At 44.8% G+C, this 19,731-nt stretch carries 15 protein-coding genes and 1 pseudogene; 5 read left to right on the forward strand and 11 right to left on the reverse strand.

Features of this window, described 5'->3' with window-relative positions:
* Positions 1–129 precede the first annotated feature (129 nt).
* The 3 genes from fruA to fruB are packed head-to-tail and all read right to left on the reverse strand — an operon-like array spanning position 130 to position 4,000.
* Positions 130–1,863, reverse strand: coding sequence for a PTS fructose transporter subunit IIBC (gene fruA, locus L3V31_RS17415; protein WP_237317822.1), 1,734 nt, complete (start codon positions 1,861–1,863; stop codon positions 130–132).
* Positions 1,864–1,882: 19 nt separating this feature from the next.
* Complete coding sequence (gene pfkB / locus L3V31_RS17420) at positions 1,883–2,857, reverse strand: 1-phosphofructokinase (protein WP_237317825.1); 975 nt, start codon at positions 2,855–2,857, stop codon at positions 1,883–1,885.
* Positions 2,858–2,866: 9 nt separating this feature from the next.
* Positions 2,867–4,000, reverse strand: coding sequence for a fused PTS fructose transporter subunit IIA/HPr protein (fruB, locus tag L3V31_RS17425; protein ID WP_237317827.1), 1,134 nt, complete (start codon positions 3,998–4,000; stop codon positions 2,867–2,869).
* A gap of 377 nt (positions 4,001–4,377) precedes the next feature.
* Here fruB and cra point away from each other — a divergent pair, with 377 nt between their 5' ends.
* Positions 4,378–5,358 carry a catabolite repressor/activator gene (gene cra, locus L3V31_RS17430; protein WP_237317828.1) on the forward strand — a complete coding sequence of 327 codons (981 nt, stop codon included), beginning with the start codon at positions 4,378–4,380 and terminating at the stop codon, positions 5,356–5,358.
* A gap of 16 nt (positions 5,359–5,374) precedes the next feature.
* On the opposite strand, the gene L3V31_RS17435 is transcribed toward cra, so the two are convergent.
* A complete protein-coding gene (locus tag L3V31_RS17435) occupies positions 5,375–6,328 on the reverse strand; it encodes an endonuclease/exonuclease/phosphatase family protein (protein ID WP_237317830.1) in 954 nt (317 codons plus the stop codon).
* A 192-nt stretch (positions 6,329–6,520) separates the two neighbouring features.
* On the opposite strand from L3V31_RS17435, the gene L3V31_RS17440 reads away from it, so the two are divergent.
* Positions 6,521–7,048 (forward strand): RNA-binding S4 domain-containing protein, encoded by a 528-nt coding sequence (locus L3V31_RS17440; RefSeq protein WP_237317832.1) that lies wholly within the window; start codon positions 6,521–6,523, stop codon positions 7,046–7,048.
* Positions 7,049–7,128: 80 nt separating this feature from the next.
* Here the strand turns inward: L3V31_RS17440 and L3V31_RS17445 are convergent, their stop codons facing one another.
* The 6 genes and pseudogenes from L3V31_RS17445 to L3V31_RS17470 all read right to left on the reverse strand — a co-directional run bounded on the left by L3V31_RS17445 (position 7,129) and on the right by L3V31_RS17470 (position 13,686).
* On the reverse strand, positions 7,129–8,049 hold the full coding sequence (locus tag L3V31_RS17445; protein ID WP_237317833.1) for an amino acid ABC transporter permease: 921 nt from the start codon (positions 8,047–8,049) through the stop codon (positions 7,129–7,131).
* Positions 8,050–8,128: 79 nt separating this feature from the next.
* Positions 8,129–8,947: a transporter substrate-binding domain-containing protein gene (locus tag L3V31_RS17450; RefSeq protein WP_237317834.1), complete on the reverse strand. Its 819-nt coding sequence runs from the start codon at positions 8,945–8,947 to the stop codon at positions 8,129–8,131.
* Positions 8,948–8,956: 9 nt separating this feature from the next.
* Positions 8,957–9,754: an amino acid ABC transporter permease gene (locus L3V31_RS17455; protein WP_237317835.1), complete on the reverse strand. Its 798-nt coding sequence runs from the start codon at positions 9,752–9,754 to the stop codon at positions 8,957–8,959.
* Positions 9,754–10,488, reverse strand: coding sequence for an amino acid ABC transporter ATP-binding protein (locus tag L3V31_RS17460; RefSeq protein ID WP_237317837.1), 735 nt, complete (start codon positions 10,486–10,488; stop codon positions 9,754–9,756). The genes L3V31_RS17455 and L3V31_RS17460 overlap by 1 nt, the downstream gene beginning before the upstream one ends.
* A gap of 202 nt (positions 10,489–10,690) precedes the next feature.
* Positions 10,691–12,165: pseudogene (pyk, locus tag L3V31_RS17465) on the reverse strand (pyruvate kinase).
* A gap of 141 nt (positions 12,166–12,306) precedes the next feature.
* Positions 12,307–13,686, reverse strand: a complete 1,380-nt coding sequence (locus L3V31_RS17470; RefSeq protein WP_237317839.1) for an MFS transporter — start codon at positions 13,684–13,686, stop codon at positions 12,307–12,309.
* 287 nt (positions 13,687–13,973) lie between these two features.
* Here L3V31_RS17470 and L3V31_RS17475 point away from each other — a divergent pair, with 287 nt between their 5' ends.
* From L3V31_RS17475 to L3V31_RS17485, 3 genes are read left to right on the forward strand one after another with little or no spacing between them, the layout of a single operon-like run.
* Positions 13,974–15,263, forward strand: coding sequence for an ABC transporter substrate-binding protein (locus tag L3V31_RS17475; protein ID WP_237317841.1), 1,290 nt, complete (start codon positions 13,974–13,976; stop codon positions 15,261–15,263).
* Positions 15,260–17,614, forward strand: coding sequence for an ATP-binding protein (locus L3V31_RS17480; protein WP_237317843.1), 2,355 nt, complete (start codon positions 15,260–15,262; stop codon positions 17,612–17,614). Before L3V31_RS17475 ends, L3V31_RS17480 begins: the two co-directional genes overlap by 4 nt.
* Positions 17,604–18,872, forward strand: a complete 1,269-nt coding sequence (locus L3V31_RS17485) for a sigma-54 dependent transcriptional regulator (RefSeq protein ID WP_237317844.1) — start codon at positions 17,604–17,606, stop codon at positions 18,870–18,872. Before L3V31_RS17480 ends, L3V31_RS17485 begins: the two co-directional genes overlap by 11 nt.
* Before the next feature lie 9 nt (positions 18,873–18,881).
* Here the strand turns inward: L3V31_RS17485 and L3V31_RS17490 are convergent, their stop codons facing one another.
* Positions 18,882–19,541 (reverse strand): lysoplasmalogenase, encoded by a 660-nt coding sequence (locus L3V31_RS17490; protein ID WP_237317846.1) that lies wholly within the window; start codon positions 19,539–19,541, stop codon positions 18,882–18,884.
* Positions 19,542–19,731: the final 190 nt, after the last annotated feature.

The raw sequence follows: 19,731 nt of genomic DNA on the forward strand, positions 1-19,731 counted from the left end.
AGTCAGACTCCTGCCTAGCCCTGAGAGATTTTCTCTGGGCTTTTTTTGTATCAAAATCAGAATAAAAAAAGCCTCTCTCAACCGGAATATGAGAGAGGCTTAAGATGCCAGGGGGGCGTTAAAAGAATATTAAGCAGTAACTTCTTGCTTTGCTTCTGCTTTATTTTTAAGGAATGCGTAAGTGAAACCTGTTAGCGCAGTACCTGCAGCAATCGCAACCAAGTACATTAATACTGGAGTGATTGCATTAGGAATCAGCAATACGAACAGACCACCGTGTGGTGCCATGAGTTTTGCACCAAACAGCATAGAAAGTGCACCTGTCAACGCACCACCAGCCATACAAGCAGGGATTACACGCATTGGATCTTTCGCTGCGAACGGGATTGCACCTTCAGAGATGAAGCATAAACCCAGAACAAATGATGCTTTACCAGCTTCGCGCTCACTTTCTTCAAATTTGTTTTTCGCAAGGAATGTAGCCAGACCCATACCCAGCGCCGGAACCATACCAGCAGCCATAATTGCCGCCATCGGAGCGTAAGTTTGAGACGCCAGTAGACCAACACCGAATGCATAAGCTGCTTTGTTTACCGGACCACCCAAGTCGAAACACATCATCGCGCCAAGGATAATACCTAGCAGAACCGCGCGGTCTGAGCCCATGTTATTTAGGAATTCAGTCAAACCATTCATGATTCCTGCAACCGGACCACCAACGATGTAGATCATCACTAAACCAGTAAACAGAGTAGCAACGAAAGGAATGATAAGAATCGGTTTTAGTGCTTCCATAGACTGTGGCAGTGATACTTTATCAGCCAGAAGCTTCGCCGAGTAACCTGCAATGAAGCCTGCTGCGATACCACCTAAGAAACCTGAACCGATAGAACTGGCCAGCATACCGCCAACCAAACCTGGAGCCAGACCCGGGCGGTCAGCAATTGAGAAGGCAATGAAACCTGCAAGGACCGGAATCATAAGCGCGAACGCTGAACCACCACCGATATTCATCAGTGCAGCGGCCATAGTACCTTCTTCTTTAAACGCTTCGATACCGAACACGAAGGATAGGGCAATGATTAAGCCACCCGCAACGACCACTGGAAGCATGTGAGACACACCCGTCATCAGGTGTTTGTACACGCCTTTTTTCTCTTCGGTTGCAGACTCACTTGAAGATCCTGAGTGCTGGTACACCGTCGCCTGTTCAAAGGCTTTATCCATCTCTTCCGCTGTTTTCTTAAGTGCTGGACCAGTTTTAGTGCGGTACATTTTCTTACCGTTAAAGCGGTCAAGTGGCACTTCGATGTCTGCTGCGATGATAACGAGATCCGCTTCTGCGATTTCTTGTTCAGTCAGTTGGTTCTTCGCGCCTACAGAGCCACGAGTTTCCACTTTGATTTGGTGGCCACGACGTTTGCCTTCTTCATCCAGCGCTTCTGCCGCCATAAAGGTATGAGCAACACCTGTTGGGCAAGCCGTGATCGCAACAATTTTCTTCACAGAAGACGCTGTGTTTTCTTCTGGTGCTGAAACAGTTGTTGCTTGCTCCAGTATACTTGCGTTCTCTACAGCAGATTGCAGAAATGCCTCGGCATCTTTGGCTACTGCACCTATCTCGGCTTGATAGACTTTTTTGCCTACGAAACGAGAAGTATCTACCGGGGTGTTCGCGGCGATGATGATAGCTTCAGCCTGTTTAATGTCAGCGTCTGTAAGTAAATTAGGTTCGATGATGCTCGATTGACATTCAATCTTTGCATTCCATCCCAGTTTAGTGACGGCTTGATCGAGTAGTCCTGCTGCCAGGATGCTGTTTGCAACACCACTTGGACAGGCTGTAATAATAGCAATATTCATACTGATAACCTTCTGTTCCTTAGTTATTGTCTAAGTTTGTATTAGGGTTAAGCTCGCTCACCTGAGTTTGGAGCTTAATGTTCTCCAGTTCTTCCTGACTGGTAAGTCCAACGCCCACCTGACTCACTGCTAACGCAGAAAGCGCTGTGGCGAAGCGTAATAATTCGTTTTTTGGCATGACTTGCATGTGGCCCCAACACAATCCAGCAACAAGTGTGTCGCCTGCGCCTACGGTACTAACCACATTCATTCTAGGTGGTTGTGCGCGTAGCCATTCTTCTTGATTGAGCCACATCACACCGTTCGCTCCCATAGAAACGACGATGTTTTCAATCCCTTTATCGGCCAGCGATTGTGCCGCTTGTTGGCATTGTTCCGGTGTTTCGAGGTGCTTTCCAACAAAGTCACTCAGTTCTTCATCGTTAGGCTTGATAAGCCAAGGGTGCGCATCAATACCCGCACTCAGAGCCGCTTTACTGCTATCAAACAGAACTTTTTTACCAAGCTGATAAAGCTTCTCAATCCACGCGGCGCAGAGCTCTGGTGTCACTCCACCAGGCAGGCTACCTGCAAGCACAAAGTAGTCGTGGGTATCTGCCAGACGGAAAAGCGTCTCTTCGAAGCGAGAAATATCTTGAGAAGAAACCTGAACGCCCGGGAAGTTGATGTCGCTGACTTCGCCGTTTGATTCAACGAGTTTTACGTTGATTCGGGTAGAGCCTTCAACTTCAATAAACTCGTCTTTAACATCAATCTCTTTAAATAGCTGATGGAAAAGCTCTGGATTATCTTTGCCCAAGAATCCGGTTACGGTTACGTCTGCGCCTAAATCACTCAGCACTTTCGCCACGTTCACACCTTTACCAGCAGCATGGAGGTTACTTTGTTTCACCAAGCTTACTGAGCCCACCTTTAATGCCTCAACCGAGCCTGTAAGGTCGAGCGCCGGATTCAGCGTGATCGTGACCACTTTGTTTGTTTTTATGCTAGTCATAACCGCCCCTTAACCTTCACCAAGGCCAGATGCGATTGCGTTGCCAATAGATTCTAGCGCTAGAGCGGCATCTGGACCTTCAGCAGAGAACTGAAGTTGGTGACCATGTTTCACGCCTAGTGCAATAACTTTCATTAAGCTTTTCGCATTCACTGATTTACCGTCACCATCCAGGTTGACAACACGAATGGTTGATTCAAACTTTTTGGCTTCAGCAACAAGCATTGCACCTGGACGAGCGTGCAAACCATGTGAGTTTTTAATCTTGAATACCGCTGTATTGCCGTCTTCAGAAGACGCAGGTGCTATTTCTTCACCTTTAAACAAAGCAAGAACTTGTTCAGCAGATGCATCCAGTAATTTTCCGTGTTCTTTGTTGAACACAAGCTGAGAAAGCGTATTTAGCATAGGTTGGTGAGCGTTGTTACAAGCTGCAAAAGCTACCAATGCTCGTACTGGTTGCCCTTCATAGTTACAGTCGTTCGCCGTTGAAACAAAAGAAACACCTGTGCGAGATACTTGCTTGTTACTTCCTACCAGCCATAGGCCATTACCAAGATTGGTTGGCGCTTTAGTTACAAGATCCGCAACAAACTCTTTGTCCGCGCATCCTGTATTTTTAAGTAGTCCACCAGCGACCGCACTCATTTGAACCATATCGCTAGCAGGGAAATTGAGCTGAATAAGTGACGCGTCGAAGTCAGCTTCTAGCTGAACATCACCATGAAGTAGGGCGATAATGTCATCTTCGCTTTTCGCGTTACGCAGACGCTCTTCGACACCATCAGCACCCAGAACCTTTGTAAGTTGTTTAAGGATTCCAAGGTGTTCGTCTGACTTGGCAGCAATACCAATAGCAACAAATACCGTATTACCATCTCCCCATTCAACGCCTTCGGGGAAGTGATGTACTGCGACACCGGTGGTTTTAACCATTGATCGAGTGTCGGTCGTTCCGTGAGGAATCGCTATGCCATTGCCTAAAAAGGTTGAGTTTTGGTTTTCGCGATTAAGCATGCCTTCTACATAACCTTGCTCAACCAAACCTTTTTCAGTTAGGCTCTGTGCAATGCTTTTGATTGCTTCAAACTTATCTGTCGCAGATTGTGATAGGGTAATGTCGTTCTTACTTAGCTTAAGCATGGTGCTCTCCAGCATTAAGGTGTCAATTTAAAAGTCATTTCGGTTGTGCTGCTGTAAGTCGTCATATAGAGGATGGCGTCAGAGCCCAACATTTCTAATCTAATTTATTGGTTTTTACGTCTAGCTGAAACGATTCAGCAGTGCGTTAAATTTTTTTAAAAACTTCAGCAAAACTTTTTAAATCAACCGTTAATTTTCGTTCTTATATTCTAGGTCATGTGACCGACAATCGCCGTATTTTGGTGATTTAGGTCAATTTTTAGGTTTTTGCTGAATCCTTTCAGCTTTTATACTGAATCGTTTCAGCATATAATTCAACTTATCGTCGGATCATTGATGTATTAATATGATCACGCGCACAGAATAAGGTGAACAATATGACACTGGATGAAATAGCTAAATTAGCAGGAGTTTCTAAGACCACTGCGAGCTATGTGATCAACGGGAAAGCGCAGAAATATCGAATAAGCGAGAAAACGCAAAAACGAGTCATGGCAGTGGTAGATGAACACAACTACAAGCCAGATCACGCTGCTTCTGCTTTACGTGCAGGTAACTCACGTTCGTTTGGACTTATCATTCCAGATTTGGAAAACACCAGTTACGCTCGTTTAGCAAAACTTATCGAACAAAACTCGCGTAAAGCGGGGTATCAAATCTTAATAGGCTGCTCTGATGACGATCCGGAAACCGAACAAAAGGTTGCAGAAGCGTTGATCAGTCGCCGTATTGATGCTCTGTTTGTAGCGAGCGGTATGCCAAATGCCAATGAGTTTTATCTCAAACTACAAAACTCAGGAACACCAGTTATTGCCCTTGACCGTCCAATGGATGACGAGCATTTTTGCTGCGTGCTTAGTGAAGATTTTGACGCTGCACTGGAGCTAACCGAATCGGTGCTTTCACAAGAGATAACTTCTGTAGGATTGATCGGTGCATTACCTGATTTACAAATTTCTAAGGAGCGTGAATTAGGCTTTCGCTCTGCATGTCAGAAAGGAGATAGAGTAGTTCAGGTTGGCTATGGCCAGCACTTCTCTCGAGAAGAGGGTAAAAAGGTTTTAGCAAAATGGTTGGCTGAAGATTATCTTCCTGATGCTGTTGTCACCACGTCTTACACTTTACTTGAAGGTGTTTTAGACATGATGATGGAGCACCCGGAGTTGTTGAGTAAAATTCGTTTAGCAACCTTTGGTGATAACCGTCTATTGGACTTTCTACCTGTTAAAATTAACTCCTTGCCACAGCAATTCGAAGTGATCGCAGACAGTGCGATGGAACTAGCACTGAATGCCTCGGCAAAACGTTATAAGCCAGGAGTAGAACTAATTCCTCGTAAGATAGTGAAGCGCCAGTAATTTTGGTCTCCCATAACTACAATTTAACCTCGACCGTCATTGCTACAAATGCATGGTCGCTGGCGTACTTATCTCTCTCATAAGATGGATTAATAAGGTGTTGATCTAAAACTTGGTAGTCAACGACTTCGGCGACAGAGACATCGGAGTGTGCATCAAATTCTTGTGATAGCAGTATGTAGTCGAGCACATTGCCTTTTGAGAAGTGATAGTGAGTCGCGGGACGACAGCTTAGCGTTGGTGAAACTTGTAAATCCCAGCCATCTTTGAGTTGTAGCTCAGTGACGCTGTCACCAAAGGCTTCTGTTAACACACTGTTTACGCCGTTATTTGTGATGGGTTGGTTCATATCACCCATTAAAACCGTTGGCATCGGTGCGTTTTTGTATTGATTCTGCATCGAATCTCGAAGCATGGCGGCTTCCCATCCGCGTTGTTGTGTCGACAGCCAGCGAGCAAGGACACGGCTTGTGTCTTCAGCGTTATTTGAATCTGCAGGACGTTGCGACTTCAAATGAACAACGTAGACGGCGATATGACCAAGTGTCGGATGCACAATCTGCGCATAAATGGGTTTACGGCTAAATTCTGGTGAGGCATCGAGTCCAAATGGTATGAGTGAGCGGCGATCGAAAGTCACCGCTTGAGCCTGTTCGATCGGAAATCGAGAAGCGATCGCTACCACTGGATGGGTGTAAATATACTCGTCTTCGACATTGGGTGTATCGACAGTGGCAAAATATGGGTATCCCATATTTTTAAAGAATGATTTCGTTTCTTCGATACTGAATACTTCTTGCAAGCCAATGATGTCAGGTTCGAGCTTTTCTATTTGATTTTGAGTCCAGGCAAGCTTTCCCTGCCAGTGTTCACGTGAGTAAATGTTCTCAAAGTCGTAATAGGCATCAGGTGGAGCAATAAAATTAAATAGGTTCGCCGTAACAAAGGTTATCTGGCTTGGTCTGGACAAAATGCGTTCTCGTTTTAGAAACTATTTGGACAGTATATACATAAGCCTCGGTCACTTGCAGAGTTAAACCGCGAAGTTAACAGAAACAATACGTTCAATTGTAGTCTCTGATTCGTCTAAAATTACGCTGAGGTATCTATTTTTAGGCAATCCGTTTAAACTCCCGAGCAACAGCATAAATGAGTAAACAACATGACCCAAGATTACGACCGCGAAGCCTATTTAGACAACGAAGAGTTTGAAGGCGAAGAGATAGAAATCGAAGCGATAGGTATCGAGGTTGATGCCCACCCAATCGAATTGTACAAGCTTTTCAAAATCGCAAACTTGGTAAGTGGTGGTGGTGAAGCCAAGCATATTATTGACGAAGGTTATGTCGCCGTAAACGGCGAGCTTGAAACCAGAAAACGCCGCAAAATGTACGATGGCGACTTTTTCGAGTTCAACCAAGAATACTACGTTGTTGTCTGCGACGCGCCGGTCACGGAGCCTGAAGCAAAAGAGATGAAACCTACTAAACAGAAACCTGCGCAAAAACAGCAGAATAAATCTCAGCCTTCATCTAATAAACTAAAAGCAGCGAGCAAGCCGAATAAAGCTAACCAGAATAAAGGTAGCAAGACAGCTAAACCGAAGAATAACAAAAAGAGCTCAGATGAAGATAAGCCAAAGCCGTCTCGCGATCCAAAAAGCGGACGTAACTCTATCGACTTCTTCTAATACTGTTCTGCCAGAAGGTTTTAATAAAATAAAAAGCGCCGACAATTTTGCTCGGCGCTTTTTTCATTCTGGTTATAGATTCAGTAAGAATACGACTTCGATTTTTTCTCGACATGGCGAAAAAACAGCGAGAGTCCAAAACAGACGAGGAAGTAGGCGAAGCCTACGAATAACCAAATCTCAAAAATATAACCTGATGAATTCGCCATCTCAGTACCAACAAAAGTCATCTCTTGGATAGAAATTAGAGAAACGATTGAGGTGTCTTTAACCAAAGAAATGGTTTGTCCAGCGAGAGCAGGGGTAATTGCTTTAAGAACTTGCGGGGCGATTATAAATCGGTATTTTACCCAACGTGATAGCCCCAACGAATCTGCCGCTTCCCATTGGCCTTGATCGATATTCTGCAATCCAGCTCGGACGACTTCTGCGATGTATGCCGATGACAATAATCCCACACAGAGTACGCCAGAAGCGAGGTTCTCCCAAAGCTGTGCAGGACCAAATAAAAAGTGTTGGAGTGAATTAGGCTCACCTTGATAGTTGCGTAATAGCGAATCTAAGCCAAGCAGGGGGATCAATTGGTTAGAAATAAAAAAGTAGAAGATAAATACGAACACCAAAGGTGGGATATTTCTTACTAATTGGATAAATGCGTTAGCGGGTGTCCGTAGCCAAACCGAGTGTGAGAAACGGGCTAATCCAAGCAGCGTTCCTAACGCTAATGCAAAGGTAAGTCCCCAAAGGCTCAGCCTTAGCGTGGAGAGCAAACCCTGAAAAAAGTAAGGGAGACTTCCGTCAGCTCTCGGAGTAAAAAGCAAAGTTAATGCTTCCGACCAGTGCCAAATGTAATTTATGCCAACGGTTGAGCGATCGTATAGCCAGAAGCCAACTAGTGCGAAGATAATCACTAACACCACGTCGAGCAGAGTAAAACGTGTCAGTATCGAACCTGATCGAGTTTTGCTTGGTGCGAGTCGAGTGCTGGTTTGTCCGCTCAAATGTACTGTCTCCAATCTTTTTTATTATCAAACCGAGGCTAACTGCATCAGCAAACCTCGTTTGTTAAATCCTGTCAGGTTATTGACCCTGAGCAACTTGGTCCTGCCAATCTAGTGTCGAGAACCAGTACTCATAACGTTCTTTCAACCAGCCATCTTGGGTGCGCTCTTCAATCCATTTATTGAAGAAGGCTTTCTTATCGTCTTCTCCTAAGCGGACAGCAAAGGCTTCGTTGCCTTTCGAAAGACGTTCAGAAAATGGCAGGGACAATTTGTCACTGTGTTTAACGGTTTCGTGTTCAGGCTTAGGGCTTGAAGCAATAACGGCATGAGCATTACCGTTTAGCACTTCCTGAAACGCTTGCGCATCATCATCAAACTGCAATAGCTTTGCTTTCGGGAAGTTTTCTCGCGCAACTTGAACTGTAAACGCACCGCGACGAACAGCGATGTTGACTCGGCGAGAGTCAAAATCAGACAGTTTGGTAAAACCGGAAGCGAGCTCTTTGTTTGCGGCTACCTGAACTCCGGAATGGGAATACGGCACAGTAAATAACACGCTTTTCGAACGCTCAGGCGTGATAGACATACCACCGATAATGACATCAAACTTCTTAGCAAGAAGCGCAGGAATGATGCCGTCCCACGCAGTAGGCACAAACTCAACTTTCAAATCAGAATCTGCGGCCAGTCGTTTTGCTACGTCAATTTCAAACCCGATAAGCTCCCCTTGCTTGTTGCGCATTGCCCACGGTACGAAAGTGGACATACCAACACGCAGCGTGCCTCTTTCCTTGATTTGATCTAAATTTGGTGTTGTCGCTTCTTCACTTGCTAACGAAGGTAAAGTGAGAGCAAGCCCTAATATCGCAGTAATGGTCGCTTTGAATAACTTCATGTTATCTCCTTATAATTTACGCCAACTGGCTCCTAATTTGTGCTCCAGCAACGCTGATAAGCCGGACAATGAGAGTGTGAGAGCAAGGTAAATCGCTGCCACGGTAAACCAAATTTCAAACGGCATCGCCGTCTCTGAGACAATATTTCTCGCTTCGGTTGTCAGGTCGAAAATGGCCATCACACTGACGATGGAAGAGTTTTTAATCAGTGACACCACTTCGTTGGTTAACGGCGGTAATGTACGTTGCAACACCTGAGGCAAGATGACGTCTTTATAACTATAGAATGATGAAAGGCCAAGCGTCTTTGCTGCTTCAAACTGGCCCTTAGGAATACTGTTTAAGCCCGCTCGGAATATTTCCGCGGTGTAAGCACCTTGAAAAAGTGATAGCGCCAACACGGCGGTGCTGAACCTGTCTAGCCCGATGACTGGTCCAAACACGAAGTAAAGTAAATAGATTTGCACCAATAAAGGTGTGTTACGGATCAGCTCAACGTATGAGCTGCCAATGGCATTACCGATTTTTGAATCGCTTAGCCTGAGTAGTGCAGTGACCAAACCAAATACTAAAGTGAAAAACAAACTGATGGCTGAGATTTTAAGCGTGACCACTAAACCGCTAATTAATTCAGCAGACCACCATTCTCCATCTTCATAAAACGCGATATAGTCAGGCACGCGCTCCCATTGCCACTGATATCCCATGGCTTGTGCACCAGAGTCTAGCACCCAGAAAATAGCAGCAAATAGAATGACTATTTGTATTAGGGCTTGTAAAGCTGGTTTGAATACTCGTCTTATCATCAATAACTTAAAATCTGATTTAAAAACGCCCGAGTTCTCGGGTGCTGAGACATGTTGAATAAGGCGGCTGGGGAATTGATTTCCACAATTTCACCTTCATCCATAAACACGACTCGGTTTGCTACTTTTTTAGCGAATCCCATTTCGTGAGTTACACAAATCATGGTCATACCGGTTTGCGCAAGATCAACCATGACATCGAGAACCTCGTTGATCATCTCAGGATCAAGTGCTGAGGTTGGTTCATCAAATAATAGCAGGTCTGGTTCCATACACAGGGAGCGGGCTATTGCGACCCTTTGTTGCTGCCCACCTGACAACTGAATAGGGTATTTTTCAGCTTGTTCTTCAATATCGACACGTTTGAGATAGTGGCGTGCTCGCTTTTCGGCTTCTTGTTTTGAGAGTTTCAGTGTTCGTATGGGTGCGAGCATCAGATTGTCGAGTACGGTCAGATGAGGAAAAAGGTGAAAGTGCTGAAACACCATGCCGATTTTCCCTGGCTTAAGCCCTTTTCTGTTTGCCGGTTGACCAAAGACGTGAAGCTGTCCTTCTTGTATCGACTCCAGGCCGTTAACACAGCGTATAAGTGTTGATTTTCCCGATCCTGACGGGCCACATACAACAACGATTTCACCTGAGTGGACAGAAAAGTTGATATCTTTGAGAGCGTGGTAGTCACCATACCACTTGTTTACGTCGCTAAATTCAACGACGGGAGTGTTGTCTTTCAATAGTACACGCTTTTTAGGATAACGATCATTCTAACATAGCAAGTGATGAGCCTGATTTCAGTTAGTATGGACACATATTCGAACTAAAGAGTAGAACAATTAAAAAAGGACCTGCCAGATGGCAGGCCAAATCCCTATGGAGCTACTTATGAGGGGGAGCAACCCAAGCTCGCGCTTGAAAGGGGTAGGTTAATGGGCTTACTTAAGCGGCGACTGCTTGCTTAACATTTGGCGCTGCACATAATTTGAGTAAGCGACAGGCATTGATCTCGCCCATACCTTCAATTGAGTCTAACTGCGTCATCAAAATCGAAGAAATACTAGAATCGTTAGCCTTTTGGCGTAAACACTCGACGAGTTGTGGAGCAATGTCGGTAGTGTTTTCTTCTGCTGCTTTGAAATACAGAGGCTCAACGCCTCGCAAAATGGTCAGCTGAGCCAGCAGATCTGGCTTGTCACTTAGCGCCCAAATCTTAGTTTTGCTTTGACAGCGAGACATCAAAAGAGGTGTTTCACCATCCTTAGTTAAAATAGCGACACCAAGATCTTTGTGAACGCGGGATGCGGAAATCATTGACGAAAGGGCAAACTCTTACCTGGATCTGAACACAAGTGATTTAGCGTATTCCAGCAGTTATGGGTGCATTCGAGTTCTTCCTCTGATCCACTGGCGATACGTACCATGGCTTCGACTGCTTCGATTGGGTACTTACCAGCAGCAGACTCAGCGGATAGCATAACAGCATCAGTACCATCAATAATCGCGTTTGCCACATCTAACACTTCTGCTCGGGTTGGAAGTGGGTTTTCGATCATCGACTCCAACATCTGAGTTGCAGTGATCACTGGTTTGCCCCAGTATCTTGAGCGTTCGATAAGTGACTTTTGTACCATTGGTAATCGAGCGTCACCAATTTCTACGCCCAGATCGCCACGTGCAACCATGATGATGTCTGATGCTTTAATCACATTGTCCATAGCGGCTTTTGTCTCAACCACTTCAGCACGCTCAACCTTCGCGACAATTTTGGCATCGCAGCCCGCTTTTAACGCCAGGCTACGAGCGTAGTTGATATCTTGTGCGTTGCGAGGGAAGGAGACTGCCAGAAAATCGGCACGTAGTTTGGCTGCGGTATCGATATCCTGAATATCTTTTTGGGTCAGTGCAGGAGCCGATAAACCACCACCTAATAAGTTGATTCCTTTACGGTTTGAGAGCTTTCCACTATTCAGAACCGTCGTTTTAATCCATTGCTTCTGGTGGTCTACACAAGTTACTTTAAGCTGAATACGGCCGTCATCGAGTAGAAGAATGTCACCCTCAGCGACATCATTGATTAACTCAGGGTAATCGAGTCCAACCATTTCCTGATAACCCGATTGAGAATCTAGTGTGCCACTTAATGTGAACTCGTCACCTTGCATCAATTGAATCGCACCTTGCTCGAAACAAGAGATGCGGATTTTCGGTCCCTGTAGATCAACCAATACACCCACATGCGTGTTTAGCTCTGTAGCTATCTCACGCACCATGTTAGCGCGAGCAATATGCTCCTCAGCGGTGCCGTGTGAAAAGTTAAGTCTGACCACATTTATGCCAGCTCGAATCAGTTTAGTCAGGGTTTCTCGGCTTTCACTTGCTGGGCCCAGAGTTGCCACAATTTTAGTTTTACACATTTTTTACCTCAATCGACACTTAAAATGGGAATAAAAATAGACAGATTTCAATCTCATAAATGCACTTTACAAGCGTACTTATGGCATTAAATTTTATTTGTTTAACGAAAGCGGGAGTGTTACCTCCCGCTTGGTGAGTCATTAGTGACTAGGACGAGGTTCTAGCTCTTTGTCTTCTTCTGGTTCGAGATCGACAACTTTCTTCGCATTCCAAACGGTGAGTGCAAGAAGTAGTGAAACCACACCAGCCGCTAACCAGAAGTACTGAGCTTGAGAGAAGTCGTAATTGGTGACGCCATCAACTTCAGTGATATTGATAAGCGATGCAGATACAAGCTCCTGAGCAGAGGCGGCAATGTAAGAGAACAGGCCAATAAAGCCTTTCACAGCGCCAACTGCGTTCTTAGGCATCAAGTCACAAGCAGTCAGACCTGCTAGGAACACGACCAGACCACCAATAGCAAAACCAATCAGGCCTAGTGCAACCGCGTCAACAATACGGTTGTCTGGACCGAAGAACATCAAGCACATACCTGCGATGTTCGCCAATCCGTAAAGTAGAGTAGGAATGTGGCGGTTAGAGTTAAAAAGTTTGTCTGAAACAAGACCCGATAGGACTGCCCCTGCCAGACCCGCGATAGGGTATGTAGACATAGCGAAACCCGCGTCAATCAGTGAATAACCTTTGGCTTCCTGAAGGTAAAGCACTGCCCAAGAAGACATCGCGTAGCGAGAGATGTACATGGCTGCACACGCTGCTGCAATTAACCAGACTACAGGCTGTTTAAGGATGAACATTTGAGCTCGGCGAGTCTCTTTTGGATCGTTCTTCTTCTTGATCTCTGGCTCTTCGTCGAATGCTGTTGCTGCGTCAGGCAGCCCGTAAGTTTGCGGGCGATCTTTCAAAACAAAGAACATACATAGAGCTGCTGCAATTGCCGCGATACCAGCACCGATGAAACCTGCACGCCAGCCGAAGTAGCTCACTAGAGAAGCGGTCAGAATCCAAGTGATACCTTCACCGATGTTACGTGAACCACCCCAAATTGAGTAACGGCTACCACGTTGCTTTGGTGAGAACCACTGGAACAGAGACACACAAGAAGGTGCCGAACCGACAGATTGGAACCAACCGTTCAGACCCCATAACAGTACAAAGAAGAACGCGGTGGTATTAAGACCCATGAATACGGCAGTAATACCTGACAGAAGTAAGGAGAACGACATAAATCGGCCAATGTTGGCATAGTCAGAGAGGAAACCGTTCGAGAACTTACCAAAGGCATAAGTAAAGAAGAAAGCCGAACCCATGATACCGAGTTCTTCAATAGATACGATACCAGCATCCAGCATCGGCTTTTTAACGACACCTAAGCTCATGCGTACTACGTAGAATACCGCGTAACCAAAAACCAGTCCTAAGAATACCTGCCATTGGTAGCTTTTGAAACGCGATTGCATTTCACTTTTAGAACTATCCGAAAGCGGGAGGTCTGGGCGTGTTTTAAAGAAATTAAACATCTTGCACTCCAAGTTTTAATCACAAATGTTTTGTTGCAGCGCTATCTTGGAGTGGCAGATATAATAGTACAAAAGTATGGATTTGAGACACAATTGACCCATATTGCTGCATTTGTTGAGTCAAAAATGGGAATTTAGAGCGTCGGAGCGTAACGAGTTACTGATAGAATACACTCAATTTTCGCTGAAGTGCGTCAATAGTGACTCAAAGCCACAGAGTAAAAATAGTTTACTATCTGCCATAGATTTGAGTTGCCGCACATTATTTATGGTTTTGGGTGGTTTTGATGGTTGGTTTTCAAAAATTTGGACTTAGCTTACTCATTAGTTTCGCGCTTTATTCGCCGCTGACAAAGGCAACGGATAACGAACTGGTTATACTCACGACATTCTCTCAGGCCCCGATCACTGCCTTGGTTAATGATTTTACTCAGCACTATCCCGAAGTGGCAGTCCGAGTCGTTCACCGACGTACACAATCAAGTCTCCAGTTGTTAAGCAAGAGCTACATGAAGGATATCGATCTGGTCCTGAGTTCGTCGCCGTTTTTGATGCAGGAGCTCGTAGAACAGAATCGCTTGGCGAATATGCCTTCTCTTGTGCAAGTACCAAACTGGTTGTCTTCATACCTATTACCGAGTAAAGACAAGGTGGTCGCATTTGGTTATTCGGGGGCGGGAATTGTGTGGAATAAAGACTATTTGGCGGCGAATCACCTACCAGAACCTACCCGTTTTCAGGACCTGACTAGCCCTGTTTACTTTGGCCACGTCACCATGAGTACGCCAAGCCGATCGGGAACGATGCAGTTGATGGTGGAAAGTGTTCTCAGCCAGTACGGATGGCGACAGGGATGGCGTATCTTGCTTAATGTCGGGGCTAATCTTGCGATCGTCTCTTCACGTAGCTTTGGGGTTGCGGATTACATTGCCAAAGGAAAACTAGGCTTAGGCCCGACGGTCGATAGCTATGCATTAATCGCTCAGCGTAAATTCGATTATGTCGGGTTTTCATACGATAAAGATTTTACACTCATGCCCACGTACATTGCGCAAATTAACCGAGACAAAAGAGACAATCTGGCTGAGTCTTTTATTTCCCACTTGCTTTCTCCAGCGGTGCAGGAACAGATGGAAGCTAGCACGTTTTCCAAAACGGCAATAAATGACTCTGCTCAGTATTACGGGGAAAACCCTGTTCTTGATATGGAGCAAGTACTGCCAAGAGAAGAGATTATCAACCAGATCTTTGATACCGCCATCACCAAGCGACTTCCAGAGCTCCAGGATGCGTGGCTTACTCTCATTAAATTGAACCAACAAGCGGCAGGAAACCTGAAGAAAGAGCAAGCTCTTAAAGAGATTGAGCAAGAGTTATTCGAATTACCGCTGAGTATTGAAGCGGTCACCTCGATTGCGCAGAGGTTAAGTAGATTAGATAAAAACTCAGAAGTTGGAATGACACACTATCAGGCATTACTTGCTGAGTTTTCCCACGACTTGGGGCGGGCGATGTCTGACAAGCTGGATTTAGTGAATAAAGAGCTGGCTCATTGGCGAGGGAACGAGAAACAGTGATAGACCCTAAGTACAAGACCATTGGTGCGCGTTTAGTCGCAGCGTTTACCTGCAGCACTCTCTTACTTACTGTTGTGTGTTTAGTTGCCTGGGCTACATGGAATAGCTTAGACAATCAGGTACATACTTTATTAGAAGACAGCGTTCCCAAATATAACGCCAGTTTTTTTCTAGAAAGCAAAACAAGTGAGATTAACCGACGAGTTGAGGCATTGCAGACGGTCGGTAATAAAGTTCAACTTGCAGAGCAGGCTATGCAGATAAATGAGCAGTTGGCATCTATCTCAGCCGCACTGAAAAGCAACAAGATGAGTTCGGAATTTTATCAGTTATTGGATTCGGAAGCTGGATTGGCCTCTTTGTTAGAGAGCTACGTCGGTATGATTTCCAATCGAATAGACCAAACTCGTCGTGTTGATCAGCTAAAGGAACAAATCGATTGGCTACATCAGGATATTAGCTCAGAGTTAAAGCCTGTACGTCAAGAAGTGCATTGGCAAATTGAACGGCTAAATGATTCCAAAGGTATTCAGAAGTTACTGGTTCAGCTTAGTACGTTACAGCGTGTGATTGATATCGAGTCTGCGGTATATGATATGGCGCTTGATGTTGCAGACGCATCCATGCCTGAGCAGGTTGATAACGGCATGAAAGTCATTCATTTTCGTTTAATTGACCTCCAGGAGAGTAGTCAAACTTTAATGAATCAACCAGCCTCCATTGCTTATCAGCAGTTGTTGCAAGAGCTGGTGGCCGTGCTTGGTACGGATGGTAATTTCGAGAATCAACTCATGTCATTGGTTACCTTAAACGGTGATATCCAACAGATGCAAGAACAAATTTCGCGCAGTATGGAGGCGATTCACCAACAAATTGGCGAGTTGGTTTCGACTGCGGATGAAACGTTTAGGCAGGTCAAAAGTGAAACTGCAGAACGGGTGTCTTATGGCAACCACGTACTTATCGTCTGTTTTAGTCTTTCTATCCTGACCAGCATATTTTTGACTTACTACTTTATCAATCGGCGGATCGTCTCGCGCTTGATTAGGTTGGGGGACAGTATCGATGCGATCATCAAAAATGATCACTCACATCCAGTAGTGGTTGACGGTAATGACGAGATCGGCCGTTTAAGTGAAAAACTCATCGAATATGGAGAAAAGGTCCAGGAAATTCAGCGAACCAACGCACTCAGCTTAATCAATAACACAACGGCAAGTCTTATCACAAGTGACTTAAACGGAGTGGTTGAATCGGCCAACCTAAGCGCGCGTAAACTGTTGAAACTTGGCGATGTAACCGAAAGTCATCCAATTTGGGAGTATTTTCCTGAGCATTGTCGCGGGCAACTCATCAAGGTTTTTGAACGCTCACACTCATGGATTGAGTTTGGGAAAATGCATGTGACTTTGTCTCTTGGTGATGAAACCCCCAAGTATGTGCGCTTTGATATTCGCCCATTCACCCATGGCGTCGACGATAAACTGATTATGACCATTACGGATGTCACGCTTCAAGAGGTGACCACCCGCACGCTGGAAAGTCGAGTGTTAGAAAAGACACAAGATTTGTTGATAAAAAACCAGCAATTAGAGAATGAAATCGAAGAGCGTATTCGTACGGAAGAAAACCTGAAGAAAACGCAAGACGAGTTAATACAAGCAGCAAAAATGGCTGTGGTCGGCCAAACCATGACGAGCCTAGCTCATGAACTTAACCAACCACTTAACGCTATGTCGACGTACTTGTACAGCGCACGGATGTTTATAGACCAGCATTCAACAGAAAAAGTGAGTGAGTCGATTACTCACATAGAAGGTTTGGCTGCCCGGATGAGTAAGATCATTAATAGTTTGCGTCAATTTGCTCGGAAGCCAGAGGGCGATAGAAAAGTCAGCCCGATCTCGATACATGAAGTGGCTGAACAAGCGGCAACCATCGTTAATACGCGTGCAAAACGACAAAAAATCATGATTGAAAATCAATTGCCGAATGACGTGATGGTGCAAGGCGATACGTTGGCGTTGGAACAAGTATTTATCAACCTGCTCGTTAATAGCTGTGATGCGTTAATGGAGAGCACCAGAGAAGAGCAAAAGAGAGTTGTGATTGAATTGGTGGAAGAGACAAATGGATTATCTATGATTGCCATTAGCGATAACGGCACTGGTTTTGGAGAAGAGATTGTTCAACGTATCTTCCAACCTTTTGTTTCTACTAAAGAGGTCGGTCTGGGCTTGGGCATGAATATTTGTAAGTCATTAATAGAAAAGCATAACGGAAGTATTTATCTCGCTTCCTCTTTAGAGAAAGGTGCGATGGTTGTGTTGGAGTTACCGAATGAGAAATAATCCGTATTCAGTATTGTTGGTTGATGATGATCAGGATGTATTAGACTCATATTCTTATTTAATGAATATATCGTCGATTAAGTCAAAAGAGATCAACGACCCGACACAAGCGACACAGTACCTGACTCCTGAATGGGCGGGCGTGGTTATTCTCGATATGTATATGCCTCAAATGCACGGCTTAGAACTGCTCAGGATGATCAAAAACATAGATGAGCGAATCCCTGTCATTGTCATAACGGGCCACGGTGATATTCCAATGGCGGTGGATGCCGTTAAACAGGGAGCGTGTGAGTTTCTCGAAAAGCCAATCAATCCCCCTGAGTTATTAGCGCTAGTAAAACAACAGCTTAAAATCCGTGCCAACCAAGTTGAAAGTCAACTTCAAGCGGAGAAGTCGATATCACGTTCATTGATTGGCAAGTCAGCCCATATGGAACAGCTTCGTAAGCTGGTGGCGCAGTATGCGCTATTAGATACGCATATTGTTGTTTATGGTGAGTCTGGTACTGGGCGCCATCGTGTCGCAGGACTGATTAAAGATATGATGTCTCAAAACAAAGAGACTGAGTTCAATACACTCTCGTTAAGCAGTACGTCAACGAAAGCGTGTATTGATGAAGCAACGAATTCTCAGGGCACTTTGGTACTTGTCCTAGAAAATTTGCCTGAACTGGCTGAGGATGAGCAAAGGCATCTGGCTCAGGTGCTGTTAACTCGCGAACGTTGTGGTAAAAAGAATCTGCGTGTCATGACGATTTTTGATTCAGAGCCAGAAGAATACATCACAAAGAATCAATTATTACCGGAGCTTTACTATTTACTTAACCAAGGTGTCATTCATGTCCCCCCACTAAAGCAGCACCCCGATGACATTGTGACCATATTCCATCATTTCTTGAAGCTGAGCTGTAAGAAATTAGGTAAGCCATTGCCAAGTGTAGACACAAGTTACCTTGCACTACTGAGAAACTACCCTTGGCCCGGAAATATACGCGAATTAAGAAACATTGCTGAGCTCTATTCTATAGGAATAGTCAAGCTTACAGGGAAGGAGCGCATCTATTCCCAAAACGAAATTCAACTCCCGCTTGATGAACTGGTGGATGACTTTGAAAAACAACTGATTGAAGACGCGTTGTTTTTGCACTCGGGGCGCGTCACTGATGCTGCGAGTCACCTACAAATTCCGCGTAAAAAGCTCTATTTGAGAATGAAAAAGCATGGTATCGAGAAAGACAATTACAAACCTCGATAACATAATCCGTTATGCATTGATTATAGTAAGGTAGGGCGTGCGAATCACGATGGCGATTACCGACATGGTGATGAGGGTTTGTGCAGAGTAGTACGTCACCATGACCACCTGACGGGAAAAAATGGATTGACCGTCAAAGCGCCCGAATCCCAGTACCATACCGGAAATGACAAAGAGTAAACATGCCAACATAGCAAAAGATGAGGACTGAGTTTGACCACTTAAGTAGTACTCTAGGGCCATCCAGCTCATTGCCATAAGCACTAGTATATAGATTGCTACGGGTAGCTTATGGCTACCCAAAGATGGTCTGAAAAAAATATAAATACAAGCACCTAAACCAAAGATGGTGAGGGGTAACCAAGGTGTTATATGCCAAGCGGAGATGAGCGCGAAACTAAAACAATAGGATAGATGGGCTAAGCAGAATGCACTGAATCCTAACAGTGACTTTTTACTGTGTAACATAAGCAAAATTTCGCCGAACAGTGAGAGCGACAGGCCTAATAAAATCCATTGAGTGTAGGGCAGGTGAGTGGCTTCTGATGTGATCAAAATGCCAATCATTAAGAGAAGTGGTAGTGGTTTAGATGCGTAAAAAAGCCACTTAGGGCCGTTACGAATACTAATGATATGCAAGGACGCTAATACCACAACGACTAGCCACATAGATTGTTCTCTTGAATAGACAAACTAAGCAGCATGGCGCTATCGATGAGAGCAAGATATCCCCGTAGGACACTCAACCCCGTCATATTTTTATTTACGTTAATCTGCCGCTTTAAAATTAAATTATTTTTAGTATTTTTGAACTCTTAGGCAGTGTTGCTTTTTTATCGTTAAATTTAGCCCTAGAAGC

Origin of the sequence: Vibrio sp. J1-1, from assembly GCF_021728395.1 — a bacterium.
GTDB lineage: Bacteria > Pseudomonadota > Gammaproteobacteria > Enterobacterales > Vibrionaceae > Vibrio.

Coding starts and splice junctions, on each gene's coding strand:
- L3V31_RS17470 (WP_237317839.1), bottom strand. CDS start 13,686: ATGTTTAATTTCTTTAAAACACGCCCAGACCTCCCGCTTTCGGATAGT.
- fruB (WP_237317827.1), bottom strand. CDS start 4,000: ATGCTTAAGCTAAGTAAGAACGACATTACCCTATCACAATCTGCGACA.
- L3V31_RS17490 (WP_237317846.1), bottom strand. CDS start 19,541: ATGTGGCTAGTCGTTGTGGTATTAGCGTCCTTGCATATCATTAGTATT.
- L3V31_RS17455 (WP_237317835.1), bottom strand. CDS start 9,754: ATGATAAGACGAGTATTCAAACCAGCTTTACAAGCCCTAATACAAATA.
- fruA (WP_237317822.1), bottom strand. CDS start 1,863: ATGAATATTGCTATTATTACAGCCTGTCCAAGTGGTGTTGCAAACAGC.
- L3V31_RS17440 (WP_237317832.1), top strand. CDS start 6,521: ATGACCCAAGATTACGACCGCGAAGCCTATTTAGACAACGAAGAGTTT.
- L3V31_RS17450 (WP_237317834.1), bottom strand. CDS start 8,947: ATGAAGTTATTCAAAGCGACCATTACTGCGATATTAGGGCTTGCTCTC.
- L3V31_RS17485 (WP_237317844.1), top strand. CDS start 17,604: ATGAGAAATAATCCGTATTCAGTATTGTTGGTTGATGATGATCAGGAT.
- cra (WP_237317828.1), top strand. CDS start 4,378: ATGACACTGGATGAAATAGCTAAATTAGCAGGAGTTTCTAAGACCACT.
- L3V31_RS17475 (WP_237317841.1), top strand. CDS start 13,974: ATGGTTGGTTTTCAAAAATTTGGACTTAGCTTACTCATTAGTTTCGCG.
- pfkB (WP_237317825.1), bottom strand. CDS start 2,857: ATGACTAGCATAAAAACAAACAAAGTGGTCACGATCACGCTGAATCCG.